Annotated in this window: 10 protein-coding genes; 1 reads left to right on the top strand and 9 read right to left on the bottom strand. The window is 60.0% G+C overall.

Features of this window, described 5'->3' with window-relative positions; translation table 11 throughout:
* Window positions 1-119: 119 nt before the first annotated feature.
* The 6 genes from ACN2C7_RS17895 to ACN2C7_RS17870 form a co-directional block, all read right to left on the bottom strand.
* The gene (locus ACN2C7_RS17895; RefSeq protein ID WP_419318834.1) at window positions 120-3,176 is read right to left on the bottom strand and encodes a type I restriction endonuclease subunit R; all 3,057 of its coding nucleotides are present in this window, start codon (window positions 3,174-3,176) and stop codon (window positions 120-122) included.
* The gene (locus tag ACN2C7_RS17890) at window positions 3,173-3,874 is read right to left on the bottom strand and encodes a retron system putative HNH endonuclease (protein ID WP_419318833.1); all 702 of its coding nucleotides are present in this window, start codon (window positions 3,872-3,874) and stop codon (window positions 3,173-3,175) included. Before ACN2C7_RS17890 ends, ACN2C7_RS17895 begins: the two co-directional genes overlap by 4 nt.
* Window positions 3,858-5,132 carry an AAA family ATPase gene (locus ACN2C7_RS17885; protein WP_419318832.1) on the bottom strand — a complete coding sequence of 425 codons (1,275 nt, stop codon included), beginning with the start codon at window positions 5,130-5,132 and terminating at the stop codon, window positions 3,858-3,860. The genes ACN2C7_RS17890 and ACN2C7_RS17885 overlap by 17 nt, the downstream gene beginning before the upstream one ends.
* Entirely contained in the window at window positions 5,129-6,376 is a 1,248-nt protein-coding gene (locus ACN2C7_RS17880; RefSeq protein ID WP_419318831.1) for a restriction endonuclease subunit S, read from the bottom strand. The genes ACN2C7_RS17885 and ACN2C7_RS17880 overlap by 4 nt, the downstream gene beginning before the upstream one ends.
* Window positions 6,373-8,373 carry a type I restriction-modification system subunit M gene (locus ACN2C7_RS17875; protein WP_419318830.1) on the bottom strand — a complete coding sequence of 667 codons (2,001 nt, stop codon included), beginning with the start codon at window positions 8,371-8,373 and terminating at the stop codon, window positions 6,373-6,375. Before ACN2C7_RS17875 ends, ACN2C7_RS17880 begins: the two co-directional genes overlap by 4 nt.
* A gap of 108 nt (window positions 8,374-8,481) precedes the next feature.
* Window positions 8,482-9,492 carry a restriction endonuclease gene (locus tag ACN2C7_RS17870; protein WP_419318828.1) on the bottom strand — a complete coding sequence of 337 codons (1,011 nt, stop codon included), beginning with the start codon at window positions 9,490-9,492 and terminating at the stop codon, window positions 8,482-8,484.
* Between the two features lie 240 nt (window positions 9,493-9,732).
* On the opposite strand from ACN2C7_RS17870, the gene ACN2C7_RS17865 reads away from it, so the two are divergent.
* A complete protein-coding gene (locus ACN2C7_RS17865; RefSeq protein WP_419318826.1) occupies window positions 9,733-11,142 on the top strand; it encodes an ATP-binding protein in 1,410 nt (469 codons plus the stop codon).
* 328 nt (window positions 11,143-11,470) lie between these two features.
* Here ACN2C7_RS17865 and mobF read toward each other — a convergent pair whose 3' ends face one another.
* The 3 genes from mobF to ACN2C7_RS17850 are packed head-to-tail and all read right to left on the bottom strand — an operon-like array spanning window position 11,471 to window position 16,433.
* On the bottom strand, window positions 11,471-14,242 hold the full coding sequence (mobF, locus tag ACN2C7_RS17860; protein WP_419318824.1) for a MobF family relaxase: 2,772 nt from the start codon (window positions 14,240-14,242) through the stop codon (window positions 11,471-11,473).
* Entirely contained in the window at window positions 14,242-16,053 is a 1,812-nt protein-coding gene (locus ACN2C7_RS17855; protein ID WP_419318822.1) for a type IV secretion system DNA-binding domain-containing protein, read from the bottom strand. Before ACN2C7_RS17855 ends, mobF begins: the two co-directional genes overlap by 1 nt.
* Window positions 16,050-16,433: a hypothetical protein gene (locus tag ACN2C7_RS17850; protein WP_419318820.1), complete on the bottom strand. Its 384-nt coding sequence runs from the start codon at window positions 16,431-16,433 to the stop codon at window positions 16,050-16,052. Before ACN2C7_RS17850 ends, ACN2C7_RS17855 begins: the two co-directional genes overlap by 4 nt.
* Between the last annotated feature and the right edge of the window lie 137 nt (window positions 16,434-16,570).

Here is a 16,570-nt window from a genome sequence, read left to right as displayed (position 1 = left end):
GACGGACAAAGAGTTCAATAAAATCAGTATATTACTCAACGTGCGCGCCAGGCTTTATCTGCCCAGCCCTTAAGGGACAGTGATGCTGCCACTTGAACGCGATGCCGACCTGCCTCTTTTTAACTGTCGAGATCGACAGTTGCGACCTGGGCAGTGTCAGCGACGCGACGGAGTTTTTCATACGCTTGCTCGGAGAGCCAACCCGTCACCACTTTCTGGAACGATTTGTCGTTCATGAACCGGGCGAAAATCTCTTCATTTTGGTCCATTCGTTCGACGAAAAGGGCCTCAAGTAGGTTCTTGAAGACTAGCTCGAATTTGTCGCCGGGGTTCACGGCTGCAGCTTGCTTGAGCGCAGTGTCGGAAATGGCAGCCTCAATAATTTGATCAAAAAACAGCTGATCGGCTTGGTTGAAATCTGTCCCAAATCGATCGTTCACGACGTCAATGAGCCGTGAAAGAGGAACGGGTTCCTCATGCAGCGTACCCGAGCCAACTTCTGCTGGCCCGTCCAGCCGAGCTGCCTCTCCGGAGCTTAGGCTAATCGAGCCCTCGCTGATCTTCTGGAGCCGATAATACTCTAGCCGGATCTCATCATCGAACTGATACGATGGGCCGCTGCCGCGTTTCGGCAATTTTGTTATCAGGTGCCGCAAGAACACATAAAGGCGCTCTAGGTCGGAGTCCTGGTAGGGAATGATCTGGCTCAAGAAGCCATAGAGACTGCAGAAGGCTGTCATTTTTCCCCGCCGCAGTTCAGCTTCGTCAGGGCTTTCTCCCAAAAGATCCTTGAAGCGAGTGACGCAGGGATCGAGAGCTGCGTTCATTAGTTGGTGGTCGTTCGGGCTCTGCCGCTGGCGCGGTTTGAAATAAACTGCGCAAAAGCGTTCAATGTCCGCAGGCTCATATAGGCCGTCGGCATCGAGTTCGCTCTTGATTTCATACATTCGGGTAGGATCTACATCCTCACCGATTTCGGCCCCCTCAAAATAAGTCTTGAAGGCTTGGCGAATTTCGTCTCGATCATTGATGAAATCGAGAATAAAAGTGTCTTCCTTTAACGGATGGGTTCGGTTCAATCGCGACAGGGTTTGGACAGCCTGAATGCCCGCCAGCCTTCGATCAATATACATCGTGTGCAGCAACGGTTGATCGAAGCCAGTTTGATATTTTTCTGCCACAAGCAGAACCTGATACTCAGGCGTCGCGAAGGTCTCAGGCAGCTCTTTTTCTCTAACGCCGAGATTCATTCCTTCCTCGGTGTAGCTAACATCCTGAAGCTTTTCATCTGGGACCGTGCCAGAGAAAGCCACCAGTGATTTGATCGCGTAACCCTTTTCCTTGATGTAGCGATCAAAACTCTGCTTGTAGCGAACCGCTTCAAGACGCGATCCGGTGATCACCATCGCCTTAGCCCGGCCGCCTATCTTGTGCTGGGTCGCGGCGTGGAAATGCTCGACCATCACCTCGGTCTTCTGAGCCACATTGTGAGGATGGAGTTTGAGAAAGCGGGCCAAAGCGCGCGCTGCCTTTTTTCGCTCCACGTTTGGATCGTCTTCGCTGGCCCTCAAAAGCCGGAAGTAGGTCGCATAAGTGGTGTAGTTCTTGAGCACGTCGAGGATGAAGCCCTCTTCGATGGCTTGGCGCATCGTATACCGATGGGCGGGAAGGCCATCGCGGCCGAACACCTTCAGTGTTTTATGCTTCGGCGTAGCAGTGAAGGCGAAAAAGCTCAGATTGGCTTGGCGGCCGCGCTTAGCCATGGATCGGTAGAGCTCATCCATATCCTCCTCTTCGTTTTCGGCCATGTACTTGGCCGCTTCCTCACGAAGCCCTTCGCCGCTTAAGACCTCTTTGAGATCCGTCGCGGTTTCTCCGCCTTGCGAGCTATGCGCCTCATCGATGACGACGGCGCATTTCCTCGCCTTCAAAGCACCATCGCCCGCCTCGCCCCGAGCCTCCGCCAGCTTGGCGAGTTGACGCGAGACAAACGGGAATTTCTGGAGGGTTGTGATGATAATCGGGACGGCGCTTTCAAGCGCTTCGGCGAGCTGCCGTGAACTCTCTTCGACCTTCTGCACGACGCCATGCTTGTGCTCGAACTGGTAGATTGTGTCCTGAAGCTGCTTATCGAGCACCACCCGATCGGTGATCACGATCACGCTGTCAAATACACGGTTGTTCTTGTCGTCGTGCAGGGAGGCCAGACGGTGCGTGAGCCAGCCGATTGTGTTACTTTTGCCGCTGCCGGCCGAATGCTCGATCAGATAGTTGTTGCCGACGCCTTCGCGTTTCGTTTGGTCTACGAGCAACCTAACAGCCTCTAGCTGATGGTAGCGCGGAAAGATCAGCGTTTCTTTTTTGACCTTGCGGCCTTGGTCGTCGCGCTTCTCTTCCACCTGAAGGTGGATGAAGCGAGCCAGGAGGTCGAGCAGGCTATCGCGCTGCAAGACCTCTTCCCAGAGATAGGCAGTGCGATAGGCGCGCCCCTTGGGATCGGGGCCATTGCCGGCGCCGCCATCGCAACCCTTGTTAAAGGGTAGGAAATAGGTCGCCGAGCCCGCTAGCCGGGTGGTCATGAAAACGGATTCGGTATCGGCCGCGAAATGCACGAGCATCCGCCGTTTGAACTCGAAGATCGGTTCGCGCGGGTCCCGATCATTTCGATACTGGCGCAGGGCATGTTCGACGGTCTGCCCCGTCATCGGATTTTTGAGCTCGACCGAAACGAGCGGAACACCATTGACGCTAAGAACGACATCGAGGGACTTTTCGGACGTCTTTGAATAGCGAAGCTGTCTTGTTACCCCGACCTGGTTTGCGGCGTAACGCGCTTCGAGCTCGGGGTTAAGCTCATGCGCAGCCTTGAAGAAGGCTATATGCAGGGTCTTGCCGTAGCATTTGAAGCCGTGACGCAGAGTCGCCAGGGCTCCCTCGCGATCCATCCATTTGGTCAGATCCCCTAGGACCTGCACGCCCGTGCGTTCGCCGTGGAGCGCCTCTAGGGCCTTCCACTCTTTGGGCTGGGTGGCGCGAATGAAAGCCAGCACCGCATCCGGAAAGATGGCTCGCTCGCGGTCAAAACCCTCAGGAGGCTGGTGGTCGTAGCCATTCGCGAGCAGCGCCCCTTCAATGACCGTTTCGAACGCGCCTTCTGAATGCCGGGGGTGGTTCATGGCTGGCCTTTTTTTGCCTGGCGAATTTTCTCTATGCGCTGGATTTGCTTTTCAAGTGCCTGCGTAAGAACGAATGAGTAAGGCTCCAATGGGCCGTTCTGCTGCTCTGCCCGCTCAAGATCGTTCAAGCGCCGCCGCGCGTCGCCAACATCAATTGATGCTAGGCCTCGTCCTCTAATTTGAAGAGTTGCGTCGATGGCCGACTTGCGAAGCTGGACGAGGGCCTTCTCGTTCAATCCTAAGCGGGTGATCGTTTCGGTTGTCGCGGCATCGCCGACGTTGGAAGCCGCTACCTCTCCGCTAAGACGAAAGGAAAAGCGGGCGCCACATCCTGCTGACAACGGTGAGACAAATAGGTGTTCGGCGGCGACAGGCGGCCAGTCCGCCTTCTTGTGAGCGCCATATGAAAGCTGAGGCGTGTTGGGCGCAGGCACTCCCGCAACGAGATTTCGGTAGTCGATGTCTTCACCGGGTCCGCAATGTGACTGCGGCTTCAGGTGTTCAATGTGGCAGCTATCGATTTCAATGCGACGCCCTGTGTAAGCGCAGAGCCCGCGCTGCTCGTGTACCAGGTTCTCCCTAATTGCACGGCGATGCTCGGCCGTGAGCGCCGCATAGCAAAAATTGGGGAGTGCCTTGTTCTGGCCCTTCCATTGCGTGTGTTCAGCAGGCTCGGACCCCTTATTTATCTGGCGCATCGCCCAGCGCCTGAAGATTGTTTATGGTCGCTTCAAGGCCCGCGACAGTGGGGTCATCACCGTGAATGAGCGTGCGCAACGCAGCGAGTTGCGCACGCGCCTCGTCGAGTTCGCCTTCGTCTAGTGCTGTTTCTACGGCGGCAATGGCGAGGCGCGCGGGTTCTGCACGAGACATTGTGCCCATGATCTGCTCAAGAATGGCATTGGCATCGAGCCCATAGGCTTGGCCACAACGTTTCGAAAAGACTCGGCTATCTTCCGCCTGCAGCAGGATGACGCGTTCCGGCTGCGTCTCGCCGATGATCTGGGGCGAGTGCGTAGTGGCGATGAACTGGCAGTTCGGAAACGTGCTAGTTAGCAGAGACTGGACCTGCCGCTGCCAGAGCGGATGCATGTGCATGTCCAGCTCATCGATCAGCACGACGGCCACTCCGTCGCGCACCGGATCGTCAAGCATCGGATTGGCTTGCGACAAGCGGCGCGCCAGATCGAGGGCGAGCGCCAGCATTCCGCGCTCGCCTTCGGAAAGATAGCGTACGTCGAGTTCGACGCCGCGTTTTGTAATCAGAAGGCGAGGCTTTTCGCTGTCACCGGCTGCGCGCAAATCGGTGCATGTCGGTAGGAAACGTGCGGCTGCCGACTTTAGCGCATCCAGGTGCAACCGCGCACGAGGAAACTCCTCCGCCAAGACTTCCTGAGCCAGGATCCACGACGCCATGTCGGCCAGGTGGAGCGGTCTGACGTCGGTAAGTCCATCTGCATATGCAGCAGCCGGGCCGCCCCGTGATCGGCCAACATTGATCCGCTCGTCCGTCGGATGGGACCTACGGATGCCGAAATAAATAGCGAGCGGCTGGTTGCCCGATGGGTCCAGCTTTGGCCAGGGCTGGGGCGACAGCTCCTCTTTTTCAGGCGTTTCGAACGTCCCCTGCCGGACGGAGCCTTCCTGATCCGGCGTGTAACGCTCTCTGGGCTTGTGAAGTAGAAGGTGGCGTTCACCATCAGCAAACGCAAAGTCCAGATCAATGGTCAGTGCGGCGCTGTCTAGCCGGATGTCGGCGGCTGAGAAGGCGAGCGGCGCAGCCCGGCTAGCGGTGAACTTCGGCAAAACGCGAGATAGCGAAACGCGAAGAGCTTCCAGCACGCTGCTCTTGCCCACGCCGTTGACGCCGACCAGCAATGTGAAAACGGGGTCGAATTCGAACGTCGCTTGATCGAAGCCGCGAAGCCCAGCAACGTTGAGCCGCGTGATCTTCATGCCGCCTCCGGAATGTGAAGTTGGCCCGTCACAGCGGCGGCGATTAGCGCGCTGCGGCGTTCCTTCAGAAGTGTTATGGAGTGCTCGGTCGCGGCGCGAAGCCGGTCTACCTTGGCGGTTCCGGTCGCGATGTGACGGACGATTTCGTGTTGTTCGTCGATCGGCGGCACAGGCCAAAAAGTCTCGAAGAAGCCTTCTGGATAGAGCCGCAGTCGGGAAGACCAGACGCCCTTCGAGTATCGAGTTACTTCCTGGGCGAAGACCGGGATCCGAACGAGCGCGTCGACATAATCCGGCAAAAGCTGCGGGCTAGGGGTGTAGACATTGTAGGCTGGGCTCACGATGCCATCGACGCGCGCTGCACCCATGGCACCCATCCATGCCCACAAGGTGTTGATGGCCAGATCGCCTGCAAAGCAGAGTTTGTAACCGACGGTCGACTCTGCTTCGAACATGTTTACGTCCTTCTCCGATCTCGGAGTGACACCGGTGAGGTGCGAAACCGTCAGCATTTCCTCAGCGCCGGTTTCGGACCTCTCGTCTCTTTCACGAAACAGCCATCGCGACCGTTCAATGGCCCAGTGCGCCGGAATCTTGCCGAGCCATGCAATGCCGGAGTGGCGCAGCGGGGCGGCTGGGTTGAGTCCGCGCATGATCGCCTCAGCGGCGATCGCGCGCCGCTTCTCGGCTAGTAGATCGAGTAGCCGTTGTTTGGCGGCGATTAGCGCATCGATATGATTGGACTCGGTTTCGATGAAATCGGCGATGACGCCTTGATCCGCCAGGGGCGGATAGGGGATCGCAATGTCACCTATCTCGGAGGCATTGATGGCCGGATAGCTTATGCCAGTTGAACGCATCTCCACTTCGGCAAGGAAGGTCGGCTCGCGAAGCACGTAGCGGCAGAATTTCGGATCAAGTGTACCGAGGCGCGGCCTGAGAACGGCAAAGCCGGTTGAGACAATAAGATTGTCGGGAGGCGACGCAATCGCTGCAATTGCTTGAAGGTATGTGCGAACAGTCGAGATGATGACGTCGCCATTCCTTACAATACGCCGTGCTCGGCTCGGAGCGGCCTCGAAGCGGTAAGTGGCGATCTCATGAACCTTGCCTGATGAATCGACGTTGCCAATGTCGATGTACTGAATCTCAAAATCGGGATCGACATCCTCGGTGAGCGATTCATCATTGATCGATGCTGCAAACTTCAAGCGCTGTCGTGGGTACTTTGAATCGGAGCTCATTTCGTCACCTCCCGCAGCAAGCGAAGGATTTCGTCTTCCGCCTTCTTCAGGTCCGCATCGATCTCGGTCAGCTTGCGCGGCGGGGTGAATTTGTAGAAGTGCCGGTTGAAGTTGATCTCATAGCCGACCTTGTCCTTGGCGCGGTCCATCCAGGCGTCGGGGACATGCGGCAGAACCTCGCGCTTGAAATAGGCGTCGATGTCCTCCTTCAACGGCACGTTTTCGAAGTCACGTAAGTCCGAATCGGCCTCGAGGCCGGGTCCCCTTTTGACGGCTACCCCCGTTGGATCCTTGGCAGTGAAGACCGAGCGGAAGAGCTTTTCTTCGGGAGCCTTCCAGCGTGAACCGCGCTTCTTCAGAAGCTTCTCGATATCGCTCCAAGCAGCGTTCCAATCGAGCTGTGGCTCGCGGCCGAGCGCTTTATCGATGGCCTGCACGTCATCCAACAGGTGTGGAGCGGCATCCAGAAGGCGGGCCTTGTCCTCGACCGTCATCTGGTATCGGAGCCGCAGCGGGCGCTCGACCGTTACGCGGGTATAGCCAAAGTCGGCATTGTCGAAGATATTGCTCTTCTCGCCCGGCTCGAAGGCGCCATAGAGCCGGACGATATCGGCGATTTGATCTGGCTCGTCAGCGCGATCATCCTCAAGCGCGGGTCCCTCACCGATTTTACGGCGTTTATCGCCCTGGCTGCGCCGCATCGGGATCGAGGTGTCACGAGCGTCGACGAGCTGGATTTGACCCTTCCGGTCCTTCGCCTTTCGATTGGTTACGATCCAAATGTAAGTGCCGATGCCGGTGTTGTAAAACATCTGCTCTGGCAGGGCGACGATGGCTTCGAGCAGGTCTCTCTCAATAACCCAGCGCCGAATTTCACTTTCCCCGCCACCCGCTCCACCTGTGAAGAGCGGAGAACCAGAAAAGACAATCGCTGCCCGCGAGCCATACTTCTGCTTCTTCGGATCGACGTCCTCGAATTTCGAAATCATGTGCTGCAGGAAGAGTAGCGATCCATCGTTCACACGCGGAAGTCCGGCGCTCCACGGGTCTTCCTGAGGCGCTTTCTCATGCCGCCGAACGATCTCCTTCTGCTGCCGCTTCCAGTCCACGCCGAACGGGGGATTCGCGATGAAATAGTCGAACGTCTGGCCTGCGAATTTGTCGTCGAGGAAGCTGTCACCGAATTGGACATTCTCGCCGCCGCCGTTGTGATCGACCTCCTTCATAAGCATGTCTGAAGCCGCCGTAGCGAAGGCGCGCTTGTTGTAGTCCTGACCGTACACATAGAGTGTCGCGCCATCGTGGTGATCGCGCATGTACTTCTGCGCGCCAGCAAGCATTCCGCCCGTGCCGCAAGCTGGGTCCAGCATCCGCATGGCAATGCCAGGTTTGCTAAGAAGTTCGTCTGCATCATAAAGAAGTAGATCAATCATTAGTGTGATCACTTCGCGGGGTGTGAAGTGATCGCCGGCAGTCTCATTAGCAAGTTCGTTGAATCGGCGGATAAGGTTCTCAAAAATGAGTCCCATCTCTTGATTTTTCACCTTCCGAGGGTGCAAATCGACGTCGCAGAATCCCGAAATGACGAGGTATAAAATACCTGCCTCATGCATCCGCTCAATTTCACTTTCAAATTCGAAGTATTCGAAAATGCGCTGAACGTTCGCCGAAAAGCCCTTAATGTAGCTGACAAGATGTTTGTTTAAATTGTCAGGATCGCCCTTCAGTTTCTGGAAATCGAGTTCTGAGCGGTTGTGAAAGCGGTGGCCGGCGGCTTTGTTTAGGGTGCTATCGAGCGCATCGTCGGTGAGCCTGCCGCCTTTGCGGCGCTCGTACTCGGCCAGGACTTTCGGTTTGGTGTCGGCCAAAACGCAGTCGAAACGGCGAAGCACAACAAGCGGCAGCATCACCCGCTCATATTGCGGCGGGCGATAGGGGCCTCGCAGCAGATCTGCGATTTGCCAAACCAGATTGGCTAGATCGGAATGTGTCGCCATGCTGGCTTTTGCTCACTCACTGCCCGAATGGGCGAAATAGGCGGGGAACTTAGCGCGATTTGCGTCGCGCCAAGACCCGTTTTCCAGCGAGTTTTCGGTGTCGGGGGCTTAGTCGGAGGCTTGCTCCGCCGGCGCCGGAAGATAGACTCTCTTGAGGGGCACGGCGGCGCGATAACGGCTGTCGAATTGCTCGTAGTGCTCCAAGATGAGCTTCACGAGATTTTCGCCGTCGATCAGGCGGATATCCGGCACGGTTCGAGCAAAAAGCTCCGCCTTGCTGGAGATGGTTCCCAGCGTAACGAGCAGGCCCTTCTCGCCGCCTGAAAGGTTGCCCTTGAGCTGCTTGACCTCGGGCTCGCCAATCGCGCCTTCGCCGCTCTTCACCTGAACCTTGATGATCGGCGGCTCGAAGCCCAGGGCGTCTTTGTGGGCGATGATATCGACCCCGCCATCGCCGGATTTCTTCGTGACGTGCGCCCGAAAGCCCATGGCTTCCAACAGATGCGCGACGAAGTGTTCAAAGGCGTGGCCTTTGAACTCGCGGGCGAGGCGCTTGAGCACGAAATCCTCCGTGCTTTGCTCGCTCTCCATCACCACGGCCGCGACAGCAGCGTCCTCGCTCACCGATGGATCAAGCTCTACGCCCGTAAGCGCGGCCCTGAACTCGTCGGCGAAGTTTTTGACCTGGAACAGCGATAGCGCCGATCCGATTTCGTAGAGCGCAGCCTGGCTGAATTTTGTTCTGGGAAAGGTCTTGAGCCATTCCACAGAGCGCTGGTTGGGATAGGCAGCGGAGGCGTCCGGTCGATGCGCGTATCCGCTGGTGATGCGCCCGATACGGACGGTGCGGTCAAGCTTGGCCGGAAACACCACATAATCGCCGACCTGGATCTCGTTGACGAACCGGAACAGCTGACCAGCGGCGACTGGGACGTGACCTGCCGATCGATCTGGGTAGACCTGACCATATCTGGCCTTAAAGGCCTCGCGGTTGGCCTTGAGAGAAGCCAGATCGCCGACCTCCGGCCAGCCCACAGCGATGCAGTTGTGATCGGCGAAGAGGGCTTCAGCCTCGCCCGTCTTTCCTGCGTGAATGCCCCAAACGGTCTGCTCAGCCATGAATGCGCGCCCCTCTGCCTCATCCTATAGGTGAGTTGGCTAGAGTTTCCAGCCGCTAAGGCGAAAGCCTATCCTCGTTGGTTATCTCGTTATGGATGTGGGGAGCCGCAAGGATTGCCGATCCACAGGCCGAAACACATGCTTCTGGCATCGCGCCAGCGCTTCACTGATAGTCCCCCAAGGGAATATCATCCCGTGCGCTCACGTGAGCGATATCGATTCTGAGCATGTAAGGCTGGAATGGCGATCTCTATCTCGCAGATTGATCTTTGGCGTCAGGAGCCTTCCGAGCACCAGGCGTTGGAGTTCAAGGAAGCGAAGAATGGCTACGCCATCGACAAGCTGAACTCCTACTGCGTCGCCATCGCGAACGAGGGCGGCGGGCACCTCGTGTTGGGCGTCTCCGACAAGCGCCCGCGCCAAGTCGTGGGCAGCAATGCTTTTCTCAATCCCGTCGATACCGCCGATAGCCTGTTCCTGGCGGTGGGCTTCCGCGTCGATATCGAGGTCGTCGAACATCCGGACGGCCGGGTCGTCGTGTTCACCATCCCAGGACGCCCGAGAGGAACGGCTTATCATCTCGAAGGTAAGTATCTCATGCGTTCGGGCGAAAGCCTGAGGCCCATGTCAGAGGATCGTCTGCGAGCGATCTTCGCCGAAGGACAGCCGGATTGGGCCGAAGAGCCGGCGCTTCGAGGGCTCGATCCCCAAGCCGTGATCGATCTCCTCGACACTCAAACCTTCTTCGAGTTGTTGAAGCAGCCCTATCCCACCACCCGGGAGGGCGTTCTCGATCGGCTCATATCGGAACGGTTGATCGATCGCGAGCCTGGTGGTTATGCGATCCGACGACTCGGTGGGCTGCTGCTCGCCAAACGATTGGACCAGTTTCCAGATCTGGCGCGGAAGGCTCCCCGCGTGATCGTCTATGCCGGGCCTTCGAAGCTTGAGACAAAGATCGATCAGATTGGCAGTCGCGGCTACGCGGTTGGTTTCCAGGGCCTGATCGATTTCGTCATGGGGCAACTTCCTCAGAACGAAGTGATCGAGCACGCCTTGAGGCAGAAGGTGAAGCTCCTTCCCGACGACGCGATCCGCGAACTGATCGCCAACGCGCTGGTCCATCAGGATCTATCGATCGGCGGTATGTCGCCGATGGTGGAGATTTACTCGAACCGCGTGGAAATCTCGAACCCAGGCGAGCCGATCGTGCCGATCGAGCGCTTCATCGATGGCTATCAGTCGCGCAACGAGCGCCTGGCTGACCTCATGCGGCGGATGTTTATCTGTGAAGAGCGCAGTAGCGGTATCGACCGGGTCGTGACTCTAGCGGAAAGATTCCAACTTCCCGCGCCGGACTTCCGAGCGATGCACCGTAGAACCGTCGCGACGATCTACGGACTCAAGCCGTTCGAGGACATGGATCGGGATGATCGCGTTCGGGCTTGCTACCAGCACTGCGCGCTCAAACACGTTCTTTCCGAGCGAATGACAAACCAGTCGCTCAGGGATCGGTTCGGATTGGCTGAACCCAAATCCGCTACGGTTTCGCAGGTGATCGCGGCTACGATCGAAGCCGATCTGATCAAACTCGATCAATCCGCTGGCGAGTCCCGTCGTTACGCGCGTTATCTGCCGTTCTGGGCTTAGCGCTATTTTAGCGCAAATTCGATTTGAACTCTCAGCGAGTCCAAAATCCAACTTTTTCAACGACTCCCAATTTAAACGCTAATCGCACTCAGCGTGGCTTTTCCAATTTAATCGCTAAGCCGACTCGAAAGTCATTCGTTGGAAAAAGCCTGCGCTAACAGCAGCATCCAATTTAATGTCAAATTGGGGTTCAAGCCGCTAACGCGATTCATCATGGCGATTACGATTGAGCGAACGAGGCCGCTAAACTCAATTTTGGTCGATTCCAGTTCGCACTTCCCGCGAAGCGAAACGGCTCGTAACCCGGTTACCGGAACCCAGAAATTTCCTAGTCGGCAATCCCTCCTAGATGAGGCCCGGCAGCATGCTGCGGCTGAATGCCGGCCCGGCCGAAGGCCATGGACGCTTCCCCCATCCGCTCCTGGACGCCCCTGGTGAGCTTCTCCCGATCATCCGTGTAAACTGTCGCTTCACTTCGCGCCCGTGAGATGGCCACATATATCGACGCCTGATCGATGAGGTTTGCTCGGCCACTCTCGGCGTGGACCATGACCCGATCAGCGGTTCGGCCCTGCGCCGCGTAGGCCGTCTGCACGTAGGCGTGGCGGATATGCTGATCCCTCACGCAATCTAGCGATAGCGCTTCAACGCGCCCGCGTCCGTCCCGGATCTCGACGCTGCGTCCATCATCGGAAAGTCGCGTGACCTCGGCCTGGGTTCCGTTGGCCCGGCCGCCTGCGTGGTCGTTGCGGGTGAACTCGATGCGGTCGCCGACGCGGAGTTCGCGCGTGGTCGTGGTGAAGGCTTCAGCCTGCCCCCACTGCGCCGGGGCCCAATCGAGCTTGCGGTCATGGTTGTTGATGAGCCCGACGGTCCCAGAACGCTCATCCACAGCGGCGACCGTGAAAGCATCGCCGCGCGCGACGCCCTCGGCGTCGAGGCGCTTGTTGAAGATGACGACATCGCCCGGCGCGTAGCTGTCGGCCTGGCGAGCCTCGGCTCTGGTCAGATCCTTGGCGACGAGACCGCGCGCCGTCACTGAGCGCTCGCTCAGTACGCCACGTTCGACCAGCTGGGCGCGGATCTCGACCGTAAGCGCGTCGCGCCCCTCACGGGACGGGTCGATGACGATGGTTCGCCCACGCGCTTCGGCGTTGAGCGCGGCATAGTCGGCCGCGATCAAGGCCCGCCGCGCCTCGGGCGTGCCGGCCTCGATAACCCGTCCGCCGCCAGCGTCCAGAGCCTCGAACGCGCGTCGGACCTGGCCCTCCAGCGTCGCTTCAACTGCTTGACGCGTGAGGGTGTTGGTTTGGCGCACGATCTCCGTCAGTCGCGCTGTCTCCATGCCCGCCCCTTGGAGTTGGGCAAAAGCCGCGCCTGCGCCTACCGAACCCAACTGCTTGAGGTCGCCGACCAAGACGGTGCGGGCGCCTGCAAACTCCGCGCTCTCCAGGAGCCGGGCCATGTCACGCGCGGAGACAAGGCTGGCCTCATCCACCAACCAGATCTCGCGCTTCGCCGACACCGGATCGGCCTTCGCCTCCTGCGTTTTCAGGTGTCGCGCGAGCGTCTGTCCTTCAAGCGACAGGGCATCACCGAGTGTCCGCGCGGCTGACGCGGATGGAGCCAAAGCGCGGATCGTGAGCCCCGCCTCCCGCGCGGCCTTCGCGAAAGTCGCCAGAACGGTCGTGGTCTTGGCCGTGCCGGCGTAACCCTGCACAGCGACAACTTGGCTGCGGCTGGTGAGCAGCGACTGCGTGGCGGCGCGCTGGTCCTGGGTCCAGACATGGCCGCGATCCTCGGCGCGCAAAGCCGCCTCAGCGACTAGGCGCGCAGCTCCGATGGGCGAGGCCAGGGGCACCTCCTGCCCGCGTCCGCGATATTCGGCCTGCAAGAGCCGCGTTTCGGCGGCGATGTTGCCGGCAGTTGTGAAGCCGACGCCCTCGATGCCGCGCCGATCTCTATGCACGCGGGGCGAAAGCTCACCGGTCTCGACGGCCCGATCAATGGCGCGCAGCATCTCGGCCTGACCGGCCCGACCGATGCCGCGCCGCCCGGCCTCCTTCTCAAGCTCGGCGGCGCTGAAGACAGCCTGGCGCTCGCCTAGCTTTTCCGCCGCGAACCGGATGGCGCCATAGGCGACCGCTTCGGCCTCGCCGCGCAGTTCAAGATCGCGCCGGGCGTCTTGGTTCTTGGCCTCGGCCGCCGCGACCATGGCCAGGCGGTTGTGACGATCGAACCCGGTCGCGTCGGCCGTCGCGCGCCAAGTCGCGACGAGTTCGCCCCGGTCGGCCGCTTCCTTGGCCTGCCGAGTGTCGAGAGTCGCCATCTGCTTTTCAGCAGGCGAGGCGGTCTCGCGGGTCTTGCCGCGCTCGGCTAGATGCGCCTCGATCTGGGCGGCGCGCTCGCTGAATGCCTTTAGAACCGCATCCGGAACACCTCCGATTTCGAAGGCCGACTCCTTGCCCGCCTCAATGGTGTAGCCGAGGCGATGGGCGGCCTGGGCCAGCTCCTGGCGGTAGATCTCGCCAGCGGCCTTCTGCAGTTGGAAGAAGGTGCGGCCTTCCATACTGCGCCACGTACCCTTTGCGTCCTGCGTCGCATTCAGGATTACACTGTGAGTGTGAAGCTGCGGATCTTGAGCGCGGCTCGTCTCATGACGGAACGTCGCCGCGACAAGATTTCCGGTCGGTACGTGCTCAAGCCGGCCGCCCTCACGGATCCGCGTTGCCGCGCCATAGCGCTCGACATAGGCCAGGGCCGTCGCGGCCGCCTCATCGTGGGCCTTGATCAGGCGGGTGTCGCCCGCGACCAGCGCCATGACCGATAACGACTTGGGCGCGCTGAAGGTGAGATCCCAGCCTGGCCGGTGCTCTCGCTCGCCATTGCGGACGGTTCCCAGAACGTCGCCGGTCGGCAGAAAGCCGTCGAGCAAGGCCTTGAATTGATCGCGATCGACATCGCCTGACAGACCCAAGGCGTCGGCCGCTTCTCCGCGCCATGCGCTCGGCGCAAGGCCACCTTCCGAATAGTAGTCGTCCGCCTCGTAGTAGCTGGCGGCTTGGGCGCTATTCGAAAGGCCGCTGATGGATGCCACCATCAGACTGGCCCGCCGTCCGGGATAATCGGTCCCCGTGGCGCTGCCGCCGGCAAGCCCCAGAGCGTGTCAGCGATATCGCCAAGGATAAAACCCGGCTGCCGCGCCGCGCCTCTCTTTATAATATGGCGGTTGTTCAGCCGCACTCGTGCCACGGGCAAGCCGTCGGGCAGTTGCAGAAACCCTTCGTGACGCGGGAGCCGAAATTCGCTGTCGATCAAGGCCGCACGGATCTGCCGCTGGCTGGCCAAGGACGTCCGCCCCTTGCCCAGTTCGAAGGCCAGCGACTCCGTCGCGCCGCGCATTTCCACTTCCACCTCGCCGACCGCCTGGCTGGCCCATCGGCGGCTGTCGGCGTCGCTCAGTTGCAGGAAGAGCTTGGTGTTGCAGCAGCCCAGCAGCGCTTCGGCCCCATCCTTGCCATAGCGCTCGCGCATCTGGCCGATGGCCTGGAACGTCAGGACGGCGGCGGCGCCAAACTTGCGCCCCTGCGGCAAGAGCCGCTGGAGGTTATCGACCCGAGGGATATCGGGAAGTTCGTCGAGGAACATCCAGACCCGGCGTGTCGGACTGGTATCCAGACCCAGAATCGCGCCGGCCGCGCATTCCAGCCAGCAGGCCAACAGCGGCTTGGTGGCCTCGAAATAGTCCTCCTTGCGAGGGACTAAAATCCAGGGCTTTCGTCCCTCAACCGCGTCCAGGCCGTTAAAGAACCCGCGAAAGCTGAAGCCGCCGCCCGGACCTGGCGCGGTCCTCAGATACTGAAGCAGGTTTACCGTCTCGGAGAGCATGAAGAGCACCGAGCCGGTGGCGCGGTCGGCGTCTTCCTCGAAGGTTCGGGCGGATGAGGTCTGCGCCAGCCAGCCTTTCAACTCGCCTTTGGTTGTCGATTGCAGCGCATGAACAAGCGCGGGCAGGTCGCCGCGCCCTTCACGCCAGAGCATTCGCATGATGTTGGCGACCAGAACTCGCGCTGAGCTGGTCCAGACATCGTCACGGCCTTCGTCATTGGCGGTCACCAATTGGGCGGCGATCCGGTCGGCGTCGGCGGGGTGCTGGATCTCATTGAAAGGATTCCAGAACGCCCCGCGCGCGTCGAAGGGGTTGAGGATCACATCGCCCCGCGCCGGGTCGTAGTAATGGGCGACGAATTCACCGCTGGTGTCATAGACGATCGCGCAATCACCCCTAGTCTCGATTCCGTCCAGCCACTGGCGCAAGGCCGTGGTCTTGCCGCTGCCGGTGCTGCCGACAAAAGCAGCGTGGCGGGTCTCAAGCGTCGGTGGGATGGGAATGGCGGCCAGTCGCAGTGCGTTGCGATCAGCCTGCCTCGCGGTCAAACGCGCCAGCGCCCGCTCGGAAACGACGGCGGAACCCCGCAGAGCGCGATCGGCTGATGCGGTCTCGCCCCGACGCTCCATCCAAGCTGACCAGGCAAGGCTGAGCAGCAAGCCCAATGCGGCACCACTCATTGAACCGGCGATCATCCGGCTCAAGACCGCTTGCCATGCGCGTTGAAACGCCGGTGACTCAACGACCAGGTCGGCCGGTATCGCTACCGGTCCATGGTTCCCATTGAGCGTGACGGTGGGCGTCAGCGGCTGCCCCTCGGCCATCCACTGCTTGAACCGCGCGAGGGCAAAGGCACCGGCCATCTCGCGGATCGGCGGCGAGGTTGAATGGACGGTCCAGACAAGGCACGCGCCGACGATCGTTGCTAAGGTGATGCGCCCGTATCCGATCCAGCGTCGTAAGGCGGCGCCCAGGCCATGCGCGACGAGCCCCTGACCGGTCTTGATTGGCGCCGCGCTCATCGCTCGCCCCGCGCCAGATCGCGCTGACGACGGTAGGCCTCGCCGGCCGCCTCGCTGAGCGCTTGGTCGAGCTTGGCCGGGTCATGCGCGCCGCTGAGCGCGGCTTGGCGGGCAAAGGTATAGGCGGCGGCACTGGTGTAGAGCGTTCGGTCGATGAGACGTTCCAACACGGCAGCCCGGACCACGAGTTCGCCGATCGCGGCGGCGACGTCAGCGCCGTCGCTGCTAGTCGGTGTGGAACTGGCCATGATGGTCGCCAGGCCCGCCTCCATCACGCGGATGGCCGCTTGGTAGCGGGTGATGCCGTGTGCTTCAGCATGGCGCTGTATCGACGCGTCCTGTGTCCTTGTGAGGCGAAGCGAGAGGCTCACGCGGTGCATGGCCAGCCCCCTCTACGCACGCTATCCGCACACGGACAAATGGTTGATGGGCCGGCGCTATTTGGCAGTCTGTGTAGACAGCCCGCGATGCGCACGCTTCGCAACGCCTTACCCAGCTTGTCCCACGCGTGCGAAAT

The sequence above is a fragment of the Caulobacter sp. ErkDOM-E genome (assembly GCF_048541895.1).
Taxonomy (GTDB): domain Bacteria; phylum Pseudomonadota; class Alphaproteobacteria; order Caulobacterales; family Caulobacteraceae; genus Caulobacter.
The sequence above is the reverse complement of the archived record's forward strand: the minus strand, read 5'-3'. Positions and strand labels throughout refer to the sequence as shown.

Bases quoted from the DNA above. Each gene is read 5' to 3' on its own strand.
- ACN2C7_RS17850 (WP_419318820.1), bottom strand. From the start codon at position 16,433: ATGCACCGCGTGAGCCTCTCGCTTCGCCTCACAAGGACACAGGACGCG.
- ACN2C7_RS17895 (WP_419318834.1), bottom strand. From the start codon at position 3,176: ATGAACCACCCCCGGCATTCAGAAGGCGCGTTCGAAACGGTCATTGAA.
- ACN2C7_RS17855 (WP_419318822.1), bottom strand. From the start codon at position 16,053: ATGAGCGCGGCGCCAATCAAGACCGGTCAGGGGCTCGTCGCGCATGGC.
- ACN2C7_RS17890 (WP_419318833.1), bottom strand. From the start codon at position 3,874: ATGCGCCAGATAAATAAGGGGTCCGAGCCTGCTGAACACACGCAATGG.
- ACN2C7_RS17880 (WP_419318831.1), bottom strand. From the start codon at position 6,376: ATGAGCTCCGATTCAAAGTACCCACGACAGCGCTTGAAGTTTGCAGCA.
- ACN2C7_RS17875 (WP_419318830.1), bottom strand. From the start codon at position 8,373: ATGGCGACACATTCCGATCTAGCCAATCTGGTTTGGCAAATCGCAGAT.
- mobF (WP_419318824.1), bottom strand. From the start codon at position 14,242: ATGGTGGCATCCATCAGCGGCCTTTCGAATAGCGCCCAAGCCGCCAGC.
- ACN2C7_RS17885 (WP_419318832.1), bottom strand. From the start codon at position 5,132: ATGAAGATCACGCGGCTCAACGTTGCTGGGCTTCGCGGCTTCGATCAA.
- ACN2C7_RS17870 (WP_419318828.1), bottom strand. From the start codon at position 9,492: ATGGCTGAGCAGACCGTTTGGGGCATTCACGCAGGAAAGACGGGCGAG.
- ACN2C7_RS17865 (WP_419318826.1), top strand. From the start codon at position 9,733: ATGGCGATCTCTATCTCGCAGATTGATCTTTGGCGTCAGGAGCCTTCC.